This is a genomic window from Enterobacter sp. kpr-6 (assembly GCF_900116015.1).
GTDB lineage: Bacteria > Pseudomonadota > Gammaproteobacteria > Enterobacterales > Enterobacteriaceae > Enterobacter_D.
In genome coordinates this window covers 560,288-575,830 of the sequence record NZ_FOYH01000003.1, presented here as the reverse complement: position 1 = coordinate 575,830, position 15,543 = coordinate 560,288, and the positions used below count along the sequence as shown (strand labels likewise).

General features: G+C 51.8%; 16 protein-coding genes. 8 read left to right on the top strand and 8 right to left on the bottom strand.

All coding sequences use genetic code 11. The annotated features are described in order from the left end of the window. Positions 1-723 (top strand): translesion error-prone DNA polymerase V subunit UmuC (umuC, locus tag BM373_RS11690; protein WP_143102651.1); only part of this gene is annotated, 723 nt, incomplete at its 5' end. 182 nt (positions 724-905) lie between these two features. After that, positions 906-1,316, top strand: a complete 411-nt coding sequence (locus BM373_RS11685) for an ASCH domain-containing protein (RefSeq protein WP_023299534.1) — start codon at positions 906-908, stop codon at positions 1,314-1,316. A gap of 213 nt (positions 1,317-1,529) precedes the next feature. Here the strand turns inward: BM373_RS11685 and BM373_RS11680 are convergent, their stop codons facing one another. Beyond that, entirely contained in the window at positions 1,530-1,910 is a 381-nt protein-coding gene (locus BM373_RS11680) for an outer membrane protein assembly factor BamD (protein WP_090461600.1), read from the bottom strand. A 491-nt stretch (positions 1,911-2,401) separates the two neighbouring features. Here BM373_RS11680 and BM373_RS11675 point away from each other — a divergent pair, with 491 nt between their 5' ends. Beyond that, the gene (locus BM373_RS11675) at positions 2,402-3,067 is read left to right on the top strand and encodes a YecA/YgfB family protein (protein ID WP_090461599.1); all 666 of its coding nucleotides are present in this window, start codon (positions 2,402-2,404) and stop codon (positions 3,065-3,067) included. A 44-nt stretch (positions 3,068-3,111) separates the two neighbouring features. On the opposite strand, the gene tyrP is transcribed toward BM373_RS11675, so the two are convergent. The 4 genes from tyrP to BM373_RS11655 all read right to left on the bottom strand — a co-directional run bounded on the left by tyrP (position 3,112) and on the right by BM373_RS11655 (position 7,895). Further along, on the bottom strand, positions 3,112-4,323 hold the full coding sequence (gene tyrP / locus BM373_RS11670; protein ID WP_090461598.1) for a tyrosine transporter TyrP: 1,212 nt from the start codon (positions 4,321-4,323) through the stop codon (positions 3,112-3,114). A 214-nt stretch (positions 4,324-4,537) separates the two neighbouring features. Further along, positions 4,538-5,035: a non-heme ferritin gene (ftnA, locus tag BM373_RS11665; RefSeq protein WP_090461597.1), complete on the bottom strand. Its 498-nt coding sequence runs from the start codon at positions 5,033-5,035 to the stop codon at positions 4,538-4,540. A 207-nt stretch (positions 5,036-5,242) separates the two neighbouring features. Next, complete coding sequence (gene yecR / locus BM373_RS11660; protein ID WP_090461622.1) at positions 5,243-5,578, bottom strand: YecR family lipoprotein; 336 nt, start codon at positions 5,576-5,578, stop codon at positions 5,243-5,245. Positions 5,579-5,684: 106 nt separating this feature from the next. Continuing rightward, positions 5,685-7,895, bottom strand: a complete 2,211-nt coding sequence (locus BM373_RS11655) for an HD domain-containing phosphohydrolase (RefSeq protein WP_090461596.1) — start codon at positions 7,893-7,895, stop codon at positions 5,685-5,687. Positions 7,896-8,116: 221 nt separating this feature from the next. Here BM373_RS11655 and BM373_RS11650 point away from each other — a divergent pair, with 221 nt between their 5' ends. Then, positions 8,117-8,755: an RpiB/LacA/LacB family sugar-phosphate isomerase gene (locus BM373_RS11650; RefSeq protein WP_090461595.1), complete on the top strand. Its 639-nt coding sequence runs from the start codon at positions 8,117-8,119 to the stop codon at positions 8,753-8,755. Positions 8,756-8,801: 46 nt separating this feature from the next. On the opposite strand, the gene BM373_RS11645 is transcribed toward BM373_RS11650, so the two are convergent. Then, positions 8,802-10,223, bottom strand: coding sequence for an MFS transporter (locus BM373_RS11645; protein ID WP_090461594.1), 1,422 nt, complete (start codon positions 10,221-10,223; stop codon positions 8,802-8,804). A 212-nt stretch (positions 10,224-10,435) separates the two neighbouring features. Here BM373_RS11645 and azuC point away from each other — a divergent pair, with 212 nt between their 5' ends. Both azuC and BM373_RS11635 read left to right on the top strand, forming a co-directional pair. Next, the gene (gene azuC / locus BM373_RS11640) at positions 10,436-10,519 is read left to right on the top strand and encodes a stress response protein AzuC (protein WP_088218881.1); all 84 of its coding nucleotides are present in this window, start codon (positions 10,436-10,438) and stop codon (positions 10,517-10,519) included. A gap of 117 nt (positions 10,520-10,636) precedes the next feature. After that, positions 10,637-10,888 (top strand): DUF2766 family protein, encoded by a 252-nt coding sequence (locus BM373_RS11635; protein ID WP_090461593.1) that lies wholly within the window; start codon positions 10,637-10,639, stop codon positions 10,886-10,888. A gap of 211 nt (positions 10,889-11,099) precedes the next feature. On the opposite strand, the gene BM373_RS11630 is transcribed toward BM373_RS11635, so the two are convergent. Next, positions 11,100-12,443 carry an anaerobic C4-dicarboxylate transporter gene (locus tag BM373_RS11630; protein WP_090461592.1) on the bottom strand — a complete coding sequence of 448 codons (1,344 nt, stop codon included), beginning with the start codon at positions 12,441-12,443 and terminating at the stop codon, positions 11,100-11,102. 193 nt (positions 12,444-12,636) lie between these two features. Further along, complete coding sequence (locus BM373_RS11625; RefSeq protein ID WP_090461591.1) at positions 12,637-13,140, bottom strand: non-heme ferritin-like protein; 504 nt, start codon at positions 13,138-13,140, stop codon at positions 12,637-12,639. 522 nt (positions 13,141-13,662) lie between these two features. On the opposite strand from BM373_RS11625, the gene BM373_RS11620 reads away from it, so the two are divergent. After that, on the top strand, positions 13,663-14,220 hold the full coding sequence (locus BM373_RS11620; RefSeq protein WP_090461590.1) for a DJ-1 family glyoxalase III: 558 nt from the start codon (positions 13,663-13,665) through the stop codon (positions 14,218-14,220). A gap of 329 nt (positions 14,221-14,549) precedes the next feature. Then, positions 14,550-15,539 carry an arabinose ABC transporter substrate-binding protein gene (locus BM373_RS11610; protein ID WP_090461588.1) on the top strand — a complete coding sequence of 330 codons (990 nt, stop codon included), beginning with the start codon at positions 14,550-14,552 and terminating at the stop codon, positions 15,537-15,539. Positions 15,540-15,543: the final 4 nt, after the last annotated feature.

Sequence of the window (15,543 nt, the reverse complement as noted above, 5' to 3'; positions counted from 1 at the left end):
GTGTGGGGCGTGGGCAGACGCATCGCGAAAAAGCTGGAAGCCATGGGCATAACAAAAGCGCTTCAACTTGCCGACACAGATATCCGCTTTATCAGGAAACACTTTAACGTGGTGCTGGAGCGCACCGTGCGGGAGCTGCGCGGCGAATCTTGCCTTGAGCTCGAGGAGTTCGCTCCAGCCAAGCAGGAAATCGTCAGCAGCCGTAGTTTCGGTGAGCGCATTACTGATTACGACGAGATGCGCCAGGCAATATGCAGTTATGCAGCGCGGGCGGCGGAAAAGCTGCGCAGCGAACATCAGTACTGCCGTTACATTTCAGTTTTTGTGAAGACCTCGCCCTTTGCATTAAAAGAGCAGTATTACGGCAACCAGGCTGGCACGAAACTGCTCACGCCAACGCAGGACACCCGCGACATTATCGCGGCCGCAACGCGATGTCTGGATGCGATATGGCGCGATGGTCATCGCTATCAGAAAGCGGGGATTATGTTGGGGGACTTCTTCAGCCAGGGTGTAGCCCAGCTCAATCTGTTTGACGATTATGCGCCGAGAGCGGGCAGTGATGCGCTGATGACGTTAATGGACAAGTTGAATAAGCAGGGGAAGGGCACGTTGTATTTTGCGGGGCAGGGTGTGCAGCAGACGTGGCAGATGAAAAGGGAAATGCTGTCTCCATGCTATACAACGAGATGGACGGATTTGCCGGTTGTACGTGCCAATTGACCATTTAGAAAAGTTCACCATCTGTCCGTATAGCTTGAATCGGCCCTTTTTAGGAGGGCCAACGGCTTCTATGATCGAAGAGCGGACAAAGTAGCAGAGGGAAAGCATCAATGTTAATGTCCGGAAAGTTCATGTTAAAACTCTGTATGACATTTTTCATCGACGATTAAAAAGGGCTCTTAATGGCTACTGTTGAGGTATTAAAAGTAAAGTATCCAGGCGCAGATGCCTGGCAAATGGGAGACAGCCCGGAACTGGCCAGCGAGCTTGCGGACCTGATTAAAAAAGGGATTAAAACGGCCTCCTGCGGATCCTTTGCCTCTTACCAGCAAGAAAAGTCTGCCCCGAGGATTGGAAGCTATAACATTATCCTTGATGGCCTGAATGCCCCGGTCTGCGTGACCCGGCTGGTTTCAATGCGACTGGTGCGTTTTTGTGATGTGACTGAGGAGTTTGCCCGCAAAGAAGGTGAAGGCGATTTAAGCCTTCAATACTGGCGAAATGAGCATCAGCGATTTTTTACCCGCGAAGGTCATTTTTCTAAAGATATGGAGTTGATCGCAGAAGAATTTGAAGTGGTTGAAGTGCTGTAAGACGAGAGAGTCCGGCTGGCGTCTGCTGCTATTAATAACAATGTCCGCTCCTGGCACACAGCGGACATTCAAATGAAAACCGATTGCATCAAGTGAGTAGCTTTTACACGCCGACAGAAAAAGTTAATAAGAAATTGCGAAGATGCTCAACATGCCGGAAAAAAATAAAAAAAAAACCGGCGCAGCGGCCGGATCTTTATAAGAGCAAGTGGCTTAATCAGCCCAGCCTGATTTTGTGTTGAGTGCCGATTCTGCCATTGTGTATTTCTGAACAGTATCGTTTTTGAAGAGAATGGTCAGTTCCTTCTTCGTGCCGTTGGTCCCATTGTGGAAAAGGCCATAGAACGGAATGAAACTAGTTCCATTTACTTTCACTTTCGCGAAGGAATATTTCCAAATCTCATTGCCGCCATCGGTGTAAGAAACCCCATCTGGGGAGCCAAAAATCGTTTTCACTTCTGCTTTGGTAGTCTTCCCTTCCTGGATTTTGGACTGAACGCTAGTTTCAGTTTCGTTTTTGAGTTGTTGATTACCTGAAGAAGCGCATCCTGCTAAAGTTGCTGCCATAAAAGTAGCAATTACTAATTTTTTCATTTTAAGTTTCCGTTAGTTGCAATCGGAAACATCCTAACACAAAAGTAAGTACCGAGTAGATCACCTGTTATAGGGGTTGTAAAGACAATAAGAAAGACCCAGTGGCCGTAATAGAATTCATACAACATCATAGCCAACTTCTATGGTTAGGAAGGGAATCGGATAAAATAGCAGCCTTAATATGTTCACCATTGTAAGCGAACATAAGCTCTAAGTGACTGATATTTTGAAGGTGAATAAAGTTGATTAATGGCGAAAAATACGTTTAAATGATTGAAATGTTGTGCATACACGCCTGATTTAAAATCCCTCGGCTGTAAGGCTGTGCGGGTTCAAGTCCCGCTCCGGGTACCATGGGAAACCTCGAATAAAATCAATGATAAGCAGTGTCGTGTAAGCCACCTTCGGGTGGTTTTTTTATGCCTGCTATTTGCCTTTCCCCTTTTTCTTTACTATGGTGCCTTTTTCGCACCTCACCGAGGATTTACATCATGAAAACCGGCCCGCTGAACGAGAAAGAACTGGAGTGGCTCGATGACGTACTGATGAAGTACGGCCAGGAGGGGGCAATTATGGATGTCGCTGAACTGGATGGCCTGCTGACGGCGGTGCTGAGTGCGCCGATGCCTATCGAACCGAGCCAGTGGCTGGTCGCGCTGTGGGGTGGTCAGGACAAAGTGCCGCGTTGGGCGTCAGAAAAGGAAATGGAGCGTTTTATGATGCTTTCTTTCCAGCATATGGACGATATTAGCGATCGCCTGGCGGATTACCCGGAGCAGTTTGAGCCGCTGTTTGGCACCCGCACCGTGGACGAGCACGATCTGACGATTGTGGAAGAGTGGTGCTTTGGCTATCTGCGCGGTGTGGGATTAAGCGACTGGTCAACGCTGCCGGAATCGTTAAAACCTGCGCTGGCGGCCATTGAACTTCACGGCAAAGAAGAGAACTTTGAACGTGTCGAGCAGATGTCACCAGAAGCCTTTGAGGAGAGCGTCCAGGCAATTAAGCCTGCTGCGCTGGCGCTGTATGAATACTGGGCCGAAAATCAGCAGGCGCAACCTGTTGCTCAGCCTTTTACCGCCGGGGAAAAGGTAGGTCGTAACGATCCTTGCCCGTGCGGCAGCGGGAAAAAATTCAAACAGTGCTGCCTGCACTGATAATCTGTACTGCCCGGCGCGCATCACGCCGCCGGGCTATTTTGTTAGCCGACTTCCGGCAGTAATCCTGCAACAATACCGAACTGCACCGCAATAATCGCAACCCCACACAGAAATACCAGCACCAGCGCGGGCTTGCCGCCAGTTACCCGATAGCCAGACTGCGGATTGTGTTTGCGACTCTGCCAGGCCAGCAGCGAGGGGATCAGAAGCGCCAGCACAGCCAGTGCGACCCCGGCATATCCCAGCGCCATCACGAATCCACGCGGGTAAAACAGCGCAAAAGCCAGCGGCGGCAGGAAAGTCACTGCCCCGGTCTGTAAACGCCCGGATACGCTGTTGCGGCGATTAAACAGGTCGGCTAGATAATCAAACAGGCCCAGCGCTACCCCAAGAAACGACGTTGCCAGCGCCAGATCGGCAAAGAGATGGACCGCCAGTTCCACATGCGGTGACGCCACCACTTCGCGCAGCGCCTGCAACAGTCCATTCAGACCCGCATGATCCGCCAGCATCCCCACAAAGGTGGAAGAATGAATGCTGCCGAGCGTCGCCACTTGCCAGAAGATATAGGCCACCAGCGGGATCGCACTGCCGGTGATGAATATCCCGCGCAGCTTACGGATATTGCCGTTCATGTAACTGACAATACTGGGCACGCTGCCGTGGAAACCAAACGAAGTAAAAATCACCGGCAGGGCGGAAAGGGCCAGCCCTTTTTCCAGGGGGAGGGTCAGCAGGTTAACTTTCTGAACGTGCGGCATCAGCAGCGCCAGCATCACTATCAGGAAAAGCATTTTGGCGCTGAATAAGAAACGGTTAAACAGATCGACCAGCGACGTGCCGACGCACACCACACCGCCAGCAATCAGCGTAAACAGCAACACGCCCATGGCAGGCGAGAGCGACATATCCAGCCACTCGCTAAGGCTTGACGCGATTAACTCTCCGGCACCGCTCATATAGGCAGCGGTGAGGGCGTACATCAGAAACATCATGCTGAAGCCCGTCACCCACTGTCCGTAGCGGCCAAGGTAACGGCGCGCCAGCGTACCCAGCCCGGTATCGGCAGGCACATGTTGATACACTTCCAGTAACAGCAGGGCGGTGTAACACATCAATGCCCAGAGGCTAACCAGCAATACCAGGGTGACACCAAAACCGACGCCAGCGGCAGCCAGCGGCATCGCCAGCATCCCTGCGCCAATCGTGGTACCTGCCACGATAAAAACACTCCCGAGAGTCCGATTCTTCACGCTTTCCTCTGTACCCAGACCATTATTCAAAAAATTATGCGGCGCAGGGTAAGGGAAAACGTCTGTCTCGTCAAACGACCGTTACAGGCGCTGTAAATTAAATTTTACGGTTTTATGTCGGGCGAAGGGCACCCGCCCTGGGAGTGTAGGATGCTGCTTAAGAGAGGGTGTGGGAAGAGAGAAGCTGGCCGCCATATACATGGCAGCCACAGGATTAATTCTGGGTATCGAGAGTAGATAATTCTTTATCGATGAAATAAAGGCCTTCACCGCTTTTACCCGCCAGAGATAATTTATCAATGACCGATTTAAATAATTTCTCTTCTTCGTGCTGCTCAGCCACATACCATTGCAGGAAATTAAAGGTTGGATAATCCTGAGTGGTCATCGCAACGTGAGCCAGTTCGTTAATTTTCTGCGTGATTAACTGCTCATGTTCGTAGGTCGCGCGGAATAATTCATCCAGTGACGCATATTCAGCAAACGGCGAGGCAATAGTATTAATGCATGGCAGGCTGCCGGTGTCGCACAGGTAATCAAACAGACGCTGCATGTGGGTCATCTCTTCCTGTGCGTGACGGCGCAGGAAGGCCGCCGCGCCTTCAAAGCTGTTGAAGCTACACCATGCGCTCATTTGCTGATAAAGCAAGGAAGAGAAAAGCTCAAGGTTCATTTGTTCGTTTAATTTTTCAATCATTTCAGCTTTAAGCATGGCAGCTCCAGATAATAATGGCGGGTGGTTATGTTGTCGCCACTATAATTTGTTATTTAAATATTTGCAAAAGGTAAAATAAAATATTTAAGTGAGTGCGAATGGGAATAATACGCAATGATGCTTTAAATAAAATTAACTGAAATGAGAATTGTTCTTCTTATTATATAAAGCCTGCCCGTAATATTTACGCGGGCAGGCGGGATATTAATAATAAGTATTTACTGAAGGTGATAATGCGATGCCCCGGCACTGATATTGCAGCGTCACTTTTTCGTTCAGGCAAATTGAGCCACTGAATACGCTACAGGTGTAAATTGGCTGCCCGTAGGCGACCGCGTCGGAGAAACCCATTTGCTGACACTGGCGTGCAGCAGTGCCGTGGGTGGTGTAGTCGTCGTAACGTGCTTTTTGCAGTACCGCTTCGTTAAAGGTCAGTCGCACCACGCCGGTTGTCGGATTAACGTCGCTGACTTCGGGTTCTTTGGTGATGGTACAGCCGGTAAGCAGCATCAACGCGGCGACAAAAAATAGATTCTTCATAGAATCGCTCTGATTCACTTTGGATGATCTCATCCTACCGCCTGGCGTCAAACCCAATGGGCGGAATAGCCTGTTTTTGATGCCTTATTCATGGCAACGGCGGAGTTCAGTCGGCCAGGCTGTCATAAATAATGCGGAAGTTTTCGTGATGCTGACGAAACAGCGCCACCAGACGGGGATCAAAATGCTGGCCGCTGCCGTTGACGATCAAATCATAAGCGTGCTCGTGGCTGAAGCCCGGCTTGTAAACCCGCTTCTGGCGCAGGGCGTCGTAGACATCGGCAATCGCCAGGATCCGCGCCTCCAGCGGTATTCTCTCGCCGCGTAAACCTTCCGGGTAGCCGCTGCCGTCCCACTTCTCATGGTGAAAATGGATGATGTTTTCCGCAACCGTCCCCAGCCCCAGGCCCTGGATAATGCGCCAGCCTTTAACGGTGTGCAGCTTCATCTCATTGTATTCTTCCGGCGTCAGGGGGCCTTCCTTGCGTAAAATCCGCTCCGGCACGGCAATTTTCCCCACGTCATGCAGCGAGGCAAAATGGCGAATATCCCGGGTGATTTTGCGTGGCAAACGCAGTTCGCGCGCCATCAAATCACAATATTTGGCGACACGCTGAATATGGCTGCCGGTTTCATTGTCGTGGGCGCGATTCACCTTTTCCAGCGCCTCGACGATATTGCGGTTGATGTGACGATTCTGACGAATATGCCGCCACATCATCCCCAGCAAGCAGAGGCTAAAGAGGGCGGTGATCAGCAAAATGACGCTGATAATTTTCAGCGTGTTTTTCGTCAACCCGGGCGTCACCACCGGTTCAGCCTGACGCTCCAGTTGCGTGCGGTAGCTCGACAGGCGGTGAAATTGCGACAGCAAATTATGTAAAGGGTGCGTTGCTTCAACCCATGGCCCGATGTTGAAGGTCGGACGGGTGATGCCAGCCACTTTCAGCACCCCACGGAACAATTCGTTGCCCCGCAAAGACGTTTCCAGCGAGCTTAAATCACCGAGAATATAGTCCACCTGGTGATCTTCAATCGCATCGATAAGCCGGTCGATGGAGGCCACCGTCACCACCGTCACTTCGCTGTCAAAGCGCTGACGCAGATAATGATAAGCAAAGGAGCCCGCCAGCACGCCCACGCGCTGGTGGCGGATCTGCTCTTCATCCCACAGGAACGGCTGGCCGATGCGGGTGTAATAAAGGTTATGCCAGGCGATTTTCGGCCCAATATTACCCTGTGCATGCGGGTCATCGTCTGTCGTGGAAATGTCGATTAAGCGCACCGGCCATCGTTCGCGGCGAAGGTACTCCACGTAATCGTCGATATAGTGGACTTCAATCCGCGCCTGAAGCAGCTCGCGGAGATCGTTAATAAGATCGAGGGCCGACCCGTGATAGCCGTTTTTGTCCTGCCAGATCAGCGGGGCAAAGTTTTCATTTTTTGGCAGCCAGATGTGCAGGATGTGGTGCGCCAGCCACTGTTTTTCTTCATCGCTGAGGGTGATCCGGCTGAGCAAATACTGTCGCCGGTTCTCAGACAGCGCGTTTTGCATTTTCCCGTTGCGCTGCCATTCATTGATAAGCTGATTAACATTATCGCGCATCCCCCGCAAATCCGGGCTGAAGCCAATAACCGTGGCGAGGCGCAGCGCTTTAAAAGGGTGGGAAATCTGGTAATAACGCGCGGTGGTGTCCATCTCCGTGGCGTCATTCACATAGTAATCCGCCTGATCCTCGCTGAGTATGCGGAAGGCCTCCTCGCTGGTGGTGACCATGCGTAGCTGGCGGAAAGTGAGATCGGGATAACGCTGATGAATGCGTTCCCAGGTGGCGTCATTCTGGCGGAAAATTACCCGCGTCTGATTCAGATCTTCCGGGCGGCTGGCGGATGAATTAAGACTTGCGGCGACCACTTCATTATCAAACAGGCGGGAGGAGAGCACTTTGGTGCGCGCCCGCGTCTCTGTACGGATCACACCCACATACAGCCCATGGCTGTCATGATTAAAACGTTTACTGATATCGGCACCCTGAACCGGCTGAAGCTGCAATTTATAGCCATACTTATCATTCAGGGCGTTAATGATTTGCGGATAGAGTCCCCGGTATTCACCTTTCGCATCGCGCCAGAATTCAAAGCTGTCGGCATCATAAACCCATACCGGGATACTCTCCTGCTGCGGGTTATTCGCCGCAAGCAGTCCGCCTGACCAGAGCAAAAAGGTGCTCACCACGCTGCAAAACAACAAAATTGTTAAAGGTATCTGGCAGCGTACTTTCACCACGTCTCCCACCCGTTTTAACGATATTGTCATCTTTGCAGTCTAACCAGGCCTTAACGAAGCGGAGGGATTTTTCTCCGTTTTGCGAAGAAGGCGTAACCCCGCTGTTTTTACTGAGTAAAAATGTGAGCGCCTCTGAGTTTTTTAAAACCATTTTTCACTTAATTTGAAAGAACGTTTGCTAAGTAGTAAGGTTAATCAAACGTTAGCTATTGATAGCGGGATACGCCGCAACGCCTTCAGGAGATGAAAGAATGAAAATTGCACTGATGATGGAAAACAGCCAGGCCGCTAAAAACGCCATTATCCTCAAAGAGTTGAAAACCGTTGCCGATGAGAAAAACTTCCCGGTGTTTAATGTCGGCATGAGCGACGAGAACGATCATCATCTGACCTACATCCATTTAGGGATCATGGCCAGCATTCTGCTGAATTCAAAAGCGGTGGATTTTGTGATCGCCGGCTGCGGCACCGGGCAGGGCGCGCTGATGTCACTGAACATCCATCCGGGCGTGAATTGCGGCTACTGCATCGATCCGGCGGATGCGTTCCTGTTCGCGCAGATCAACAACGGTAACGCGCTGGCACTGCCGTTCGCCAAAGGTTTTGGCTGGGGCGCTGAACTGAACGTGCGCTTTATCTTTGAAAAAGCCTTCACGGGCCGTAAAGGTGAAGGCTACCCGCCGGAGCGTAAAGAGCCGCAGGTGCGTAACGCCGGTATTCTGAACCAGGTGAAAGCCGCCGTGGTGAAAGACAACTACCTCGATACCCTGCGCGCTATCGACCCGGAACTGGTGAAAACTGCCGTGACCGGCCAGCGTTTCCAGGAATGTTTCTTTGAGAACTGCCAGGATAAAGAGATCGAAGCCTTCGTGCGTGAGATCCTCGCGTAAGCGGTCGTTTTTAAAGGGCCAGGCAGGTCATCCTTGCCTGGCTTTTTTATTTTGTTTTCTTCGACACCGCGCTGCCCGCATCTTTCGTGAGTCGTAGCGTATCGCCCATCCCAATCAGACAAATCAGCGCGATGACCACAAAGGCCAGCCGAAAGCTGATCCCCGGCAATTCACTGAGCAACAGCCAGTCGCTGACTTTCTCACCAATACGGATGCCAATCGCCCCAAGGGTAATTCCCAGCCCGACCGCGAGCTGAGTGGCGGTGCTGAACAGCGTATTCGCATAGCTCATCTGCGCCGACGGGACATCGGCAAACGCCAGTGTACTGACCCCGGTAAACTGCACCGAGCGGAAAACGCCGCCCAGATAGAGCACCAGCATAATGATCCACACCGGCGTGTCGGGCGTCAGAAAGGCGCAGGCCAGCAATGCCGCCACGTTAAGCGCCCCGTTAATCAGCAACAGCTTTTTGAATCCCAGCCAGCGGATCAGCGGCGTGGTCGCCGGTTTAATGGTGAGATTGCCGACGAAAACGGCCAGCACCAGCAGTCCGGCGTGGAAAGCATCCATGCCGAAACCCACCTGAAACATCAGTGGCAGCAAAAAGGGCACGGCACTGATCGAGGCGCGAAACAGCGAGCCGCCATACATCGTGACCCGGAACGTCGGCACCTGCATGGCGTCCAGGCGAATCATCGGCCAGCGGGTACGCTGAAAATGGCGCAGGGCATAAATCAGCGTGACAGCCCCAACCAGCAGCAGCGCCAGCGTTAACAGACCCTGCTGCTCCTGCGCGCCCAGTGACTCCATCGCATACACCAGGCTGACCATCGCAATGGCGGTAGCAAGAAAACCAGGCATATCGAAGGGGCGTCGTTCCTCTTCGCGGATGTCAGGAATAATGCGAAACGCCAGCGCAATGGCAATCAGGCCAATCGGCACATTAATGAAGAAAATCCAGCGCCAGTTCGCGTAACTGGTGATAAATCCGCCGAGGGGCGGGCCAATGATGGGCGCAACAAGCGCAGGCCAGGTGAGGGTGGCGATGGCAGTGATAAGCAGATGTTTTGGCGTGGTGCGCAATACAGCCAGCCTGCCGACGGGCACCATCAGCGCGCCGCCAACTCCCTGTAAAATGCGCATGGCGACGAACCATTCCACATTCACTGCCAGACCACAAAACACCGAGGCGAGGGTGAAAATGCCCAGAGCGGTGGCAAACACTTTACGCGCGCCGAAGCGGTCAGCGATCCAGCCGCTGGCCGGAATTAACACCGCAAGGGTAATAAGATAGGCGCTAATCCCGATGTTCAAATCGACGGCGTCAACGCCGAAGTCCTGCGCCATGTCTGGCAGGGCGGTGGCGATCACCGTCCCGTCGAGAAATTCCATAAAAAACGCCCCGGCGACTAACAGCGCGGCCGGTGATACGCCGCTTTTTTTCTCCGGGAGAGAGTTATCACTCATTTTTGGTCTGCCATTTTAAAAAAATTTTTAATATTTTACAGAAATGAACCATGCGTAAGCGTAAGATTTTTATAATATTTTTTAACAAGGTCACTAACGATTGCTCAAAATTTGTGTGATTCACGTCACAAATAAGTTGATTTTTGTGATGTAGGTCATATTATAGGCGCACAGACATATAACACCTGCATAACAAATCGCTGGAGCAAAACATGAAACTGCGCAAAATCCTGAAAAGCATCTTTGAAACCTACTGCAAAACCTTCAAAGACGTTCCTCCTGGCGCGATGTTCTAATAAAAAAACCTGCTACGGCAGGTTTTTTTATGTCTGCAATCCAGCGCTCAGGCTCCGCAATCTACCTTTTCCATCTGCTTGCCGTTACTATGGCCTCCTTTTTCTCAGGAGATCCTCATGACTCAGCCTCTAAATAGCGATCAGGAACTGGTATCCGATATCGTGGCCTGCCAGCTCGTCATCAAACAAATTCTGGATGTGATTGACGTTATCGCGCCGGTCGAAGTGCGCGAAAAGATGTCGCATCAGCTTAAGAATATTGATTTCAGCACCCATCCGGCAGCCGCCGATCCGGTGACCCGACGTGCAATCCAGAAAGCCATTGCGCTGATTGAGCTGAAATTCACCCCGCAGGGTGAAGCACACTAACGGGAAGGCTTAGCAGTAAAGTAAACCTTTGTTTTGAATTTTTCAAACGGAGGTTTAGTAAACCCTCACCCCAACCCTCTCCCTGAGGGAGAGGGAGAAAGGCGCGTATGTGCACGGTTCGCCCTCTCCCTGGGGGGAGGGAGAAAGGCAGGTATGTGCACGGTTTGCCCCCTCTCCCTCAGGGAGAGGGCCGGGGTGAGGGTAAAGAACGTCAGAAAATCGCCATCACCAGCATATAACTCGCCGCGCACGCGCAGCTCACCCCTATCAGGCCCGGAATAATAAAGCTGTGGTTAATAATGAACTTGCCGATCCGCGTCGTGCCTGAACGGTCAAAACCAATACAGGCCAGATCGCTTGGGTAAGTGGGCAGCACAAAATAGCCGTAAGACGCCGGGAAGAACGCCAGCAGCATTTTCGGTTCCACGCCCAGCAGCAGCGCCATCGGCGCGACGGCGGTGAGCGCAGCCGCCTGGCTGTTTACCAGCTTGGACACCAGGAATAACACAATCGCATAGGTCCACGGATGGGTTTGCACCACGCCCGCCAGCGCCATCTTTAATTCCTCCAGATGGGCCTGAAAAAACGTGTCGCTCATCCACGCCACGCCGAACACCGAGAAAATCGCCACCATCCCGGCTTTAAACACCGCTCCGCTCGAAATCGCAGCGGCATTCACTCTGCAGACAATCAGCATCACCGCCCCGGCAATCAGCATCATCATCTGAATCACCAGGTTCATCGACAGCGGTGCCAGCTTGCCCTTCACCTCAAATGCCGGACGCAGATCGGGCAGCGCACCGAGCAGGACAACCACTAAGATCCCGGTAAAGAAGATCCAGGTTGACCAGTAGGCTTCTTTTGGAAAGCGCTGGTTCATCAGCGTGTCGCTACTGCCGTAGATAAACTCACGTTGTTTCGGATCCTGGAGCTTTTTCTGAAATTCCATATCGTCCGCCAGATCTTTCCCCCGGCGCAGACTCCAGAGGGCCGCCATGGTCACACCGAACAGCGAAGCGGGAACCGACACCGCCAGAATCTCCAGAATGCTCCAGGCATGACCGATCCCATGCTGGGCGGCGAGAATAGAGACTAATGAAACCACCGCCACCGACACCGGCGAGGCGGTGATCGCCATCTGCGAGGCAATAGAGGCGACGGCCATCGGGCGCTCCGGGCGGATCCCTTTTTTCAGCGCAATATCGGCAATAATGGGAAACATGGTGTAAACCACATGCCCTGTGCCGCACAGAAAAGTGAGCATCCAGGTGGTGAACGGGGCCAGCAGGGTAATGTGCTGCGGATGGCGGCGCAGCAGCCGTTCGGCAAACTGCATCATCACGTTTAACCCGCCTGCCGTTTGTAACGTTGCCGCACAGCCAATAACGGCCAGGATGGTTAACATGACATCCACGGGCGGTTTACCCGGTTCAAGTCCAAATACAAACGTCAGGATAAATAAGCCGATGCCGCTAATTAGCCCGAGGCCCATGCCGCCGAACCGCGTTCCGACTAATAAACAGAGGATGATGACAATAAATTCAAGGGTAATCATGGAGCACCTGTGGGCGTAAAAAAGATGCTCAAATCATTACATTTTGTAAGGTCTCGCTTTGGGAGCCAGATCAGATTTGTTAAAGTGTAATAAAAGCAATAAGTTATAAACAAATAATTAACATTAAAGGGAAAATAACTTATTTAAAATAACAAACCCGGCATCAGCCGGGCGGGAGGAGGTGAGATTTTACTCAATGATGCTGATGGTTAACGATATTGAGTAAGTGCTGATCGGTTTGCGTAAGCCCCAGTCCCATTTTCCGGGCATTGCGCACTTCATCCATGATGGTTTGCAGCAGCAGGCCGTCATATTCCTGTTCTTTTTCCAGAGACTGTAAGAAATCCAGCGTCTCAGCGTCGCCCTCAGCCTGCGCCTCGGCGGTTAAATGGGCCAGCGTATGGCAGCGGCAACTGTGTTCATCCAGCATTTTCTGGAAGAGGTCTTCCAGTGTGGCGCAGCCCACGCAGGGGGTGTCAGGCGTTGTGACCACCGGGTTAGCACCCGATCTTTTTATGTAATCAAACACACGCATTATGTGGGTGATATTTCCTTGCGCCTGGGTGCGCAGGAAAGTCGCGGTTCCATTAAGACTATGCTCGGTACACCAGTCGCTCAGGCTGAGATAAAGATTGGAGGCCTGGAATTCCAGGTTCATCTGCGTGTTGAGATTTTTTGCCATTCCGACAGAAGCCATATAAATATCCTTATTCCGGGGAAAGTGATGGCAGAGAGTCATTCACTGCATGTGTATTACTTTATTCCGCCCTGCATTATTAAGATAACCAGGAGAGTGATATCAGCTTAATGAATTCGTGCGGTCAATAAATGTGACCGCTTAGCGATTTTTGTAAATTTACCGGCAGCAGCGTGAAATAATTTCAAAAGGATATTATTTATCTGGCGCTATAACGGCGGGCCGTTATTTAGCCTGGAATTTGAGCGTTTCATTTTATTTAAAACATAATTAAATCAGTCAGTTAAATTTAATAAGCGGAGAGTTAAGATCAATGAAAGACATTTGCGGCGAGACATATTATAAAAGTACGCACGTGTTAGCGGTTCTTATGTGAGCATATTATTGCCTCCTGTAATTTCCGATGAAAATTAATGTCGGCAGGGCGGGAAAAATGCGGCAGATCATGTTTGATGTCATAAAAACCGTGACGCACAATTGATTTCGCAATATTGCTTTTAATCACTCAGGAAGGAGTCATCAATGAAGAAAGTGGCGGTATTACTGGCCCCCGGTTTTGAAGAGGCGGAGGCGATTGTCACGATCGATATTTTGCGTCGCCTGCATATTGAGGTGGAAACCCTGGCCTGTGCGGAATCCCGCACGGTCGTCAGCTACCATAATATCCCGATGGTGGCTGACCACACCTTAAGCGAGCGGCTTGATACCCGGTACGACGCGGTTGTCCTGCCGGGCGGCCCGCAGGGGAGCGTGAACCTAGCCGCCAGCCAGGAGGTGGTCCGTTTTGTCGCCGCCCATGACGAAGCCGGTAAGCTCATCTGCCCCATTTGTTCGGCAGCGGCCCGCGTCCTCGGCGGCAACGGCCTGCTGAAAGGGCGTCGCTACGTCTGCTCCGGCGATCTCTGGCAGGACATTACCGACGGGGAATATGTCGATGCCCCGGTGGTGGAAGACGGCAACCTGCTGAGCGGCAAAGGGTTAGGGCACGTATTTGATTTTGCCCTCACGCTGTCTGCCCGCCTGTTAGGGGATGAGGCACCCGTGCGCGATCACGCCGATCATATTTACTATCGCTGGTAATCCTTAAGCCGGAAGCGACCCGGATGTGCAACGCATTCGGGTCACAAGGATAAGCTGGCTGGTGTTATGGATAATTCTGCTAACCCCCTTTTTAATTGTCTGACAAATACCCGCAAATTTATGGCTTTTATTGCTGAATCTATGTACGCAATTACTGTAATTCTGCGGTGTGATGGCGCTCTCCTATGGAGAATCAATTTCCCGCTAAAACTTAATGACAGCACGAGCATCTCAGGCGTTGAAGCTGCTAATGCGTTGTTTTCTGACTGATTAACGTACCGACAGAGCGTTATTCCCTACATAAAAGAAAGTTTAAGCTGGAGTTAACCATGCACAAATTCACTAAAGCGCTGGCTGCCATTGGTCTGGCTGCCGTTATGTCACAATCCGCTATCGCAGAGTCCATGAAGCTCGGTTTTCTGGTTAAACAGCCGGAAGAACCCTGGTTCCAGACGGAGTGGAAATTTGCGGATAAAGCCGGCAAAGATTTGGGCTTTGAAGTCATCAAAATTGCCGTGCCGGATGGCGAAAAAACGCTGAATGCCATCGACAGCCTGGCAGCCAGCGGCGCTAAAGGATTCGTGATTTGTACGCCCGATCCAAAACTGGGTTCAGCAATTGTGGCGAAAGCGAAAGGCTATGACATGAAAGTGATCGCCGTCGATGACCAGTTCGTTAACGCCAAAGGCAAACCGATGGAATCCGTTCCGCTGGTAATGATGGCAGCGAGCGAAATCGGCGCGCGCCAGGGTCAGGAACTTTATAAAGAGATGCAAAAACGCGGCTGGGATGTGAAAGAAACCGGCGTTATGGCCATCACCGCCAACGAACTGGATACCGCCCGTCGCCGCACCTCCGGCTCCATGGACGCGCTGAAAGCGGCCGGATTCCCGGAAAAACAGATCTACCAGGTCCCGACCAAAGCGAACGATATCCCCGGCGCATTTGATGCCGGTAACTCCCTGCTGGTACAGCACCCGGAAGTTAAACACTGGCTGGTGGTCGGCATGAACGACAACACCGTCCTCGGCGGTGTGCGTGCGGCAGAAGGCCAGGGCTTTAAAGCGGGTGACGTAATCGGCATCGGCATTAACGGCGTGGATGCGGTCAGCGAGCTGTCAAAAGCACAGGCCACCGGCTTCTACGGCTCCCTGCTGCCAAGCCCGGACGTACACGGCTATAAAACCAGCGAAATGCTCTACAACTGGGTTGAGAAGGGCGTTGAGCCGCCGAAATTCACCGCCGTTACTGATGTGGTGCTGATCACCCGCGACAACTTTAAAGAAGAGTTGGCGAAAAAAGGGCTGGGTGTGAAGTAAGTCT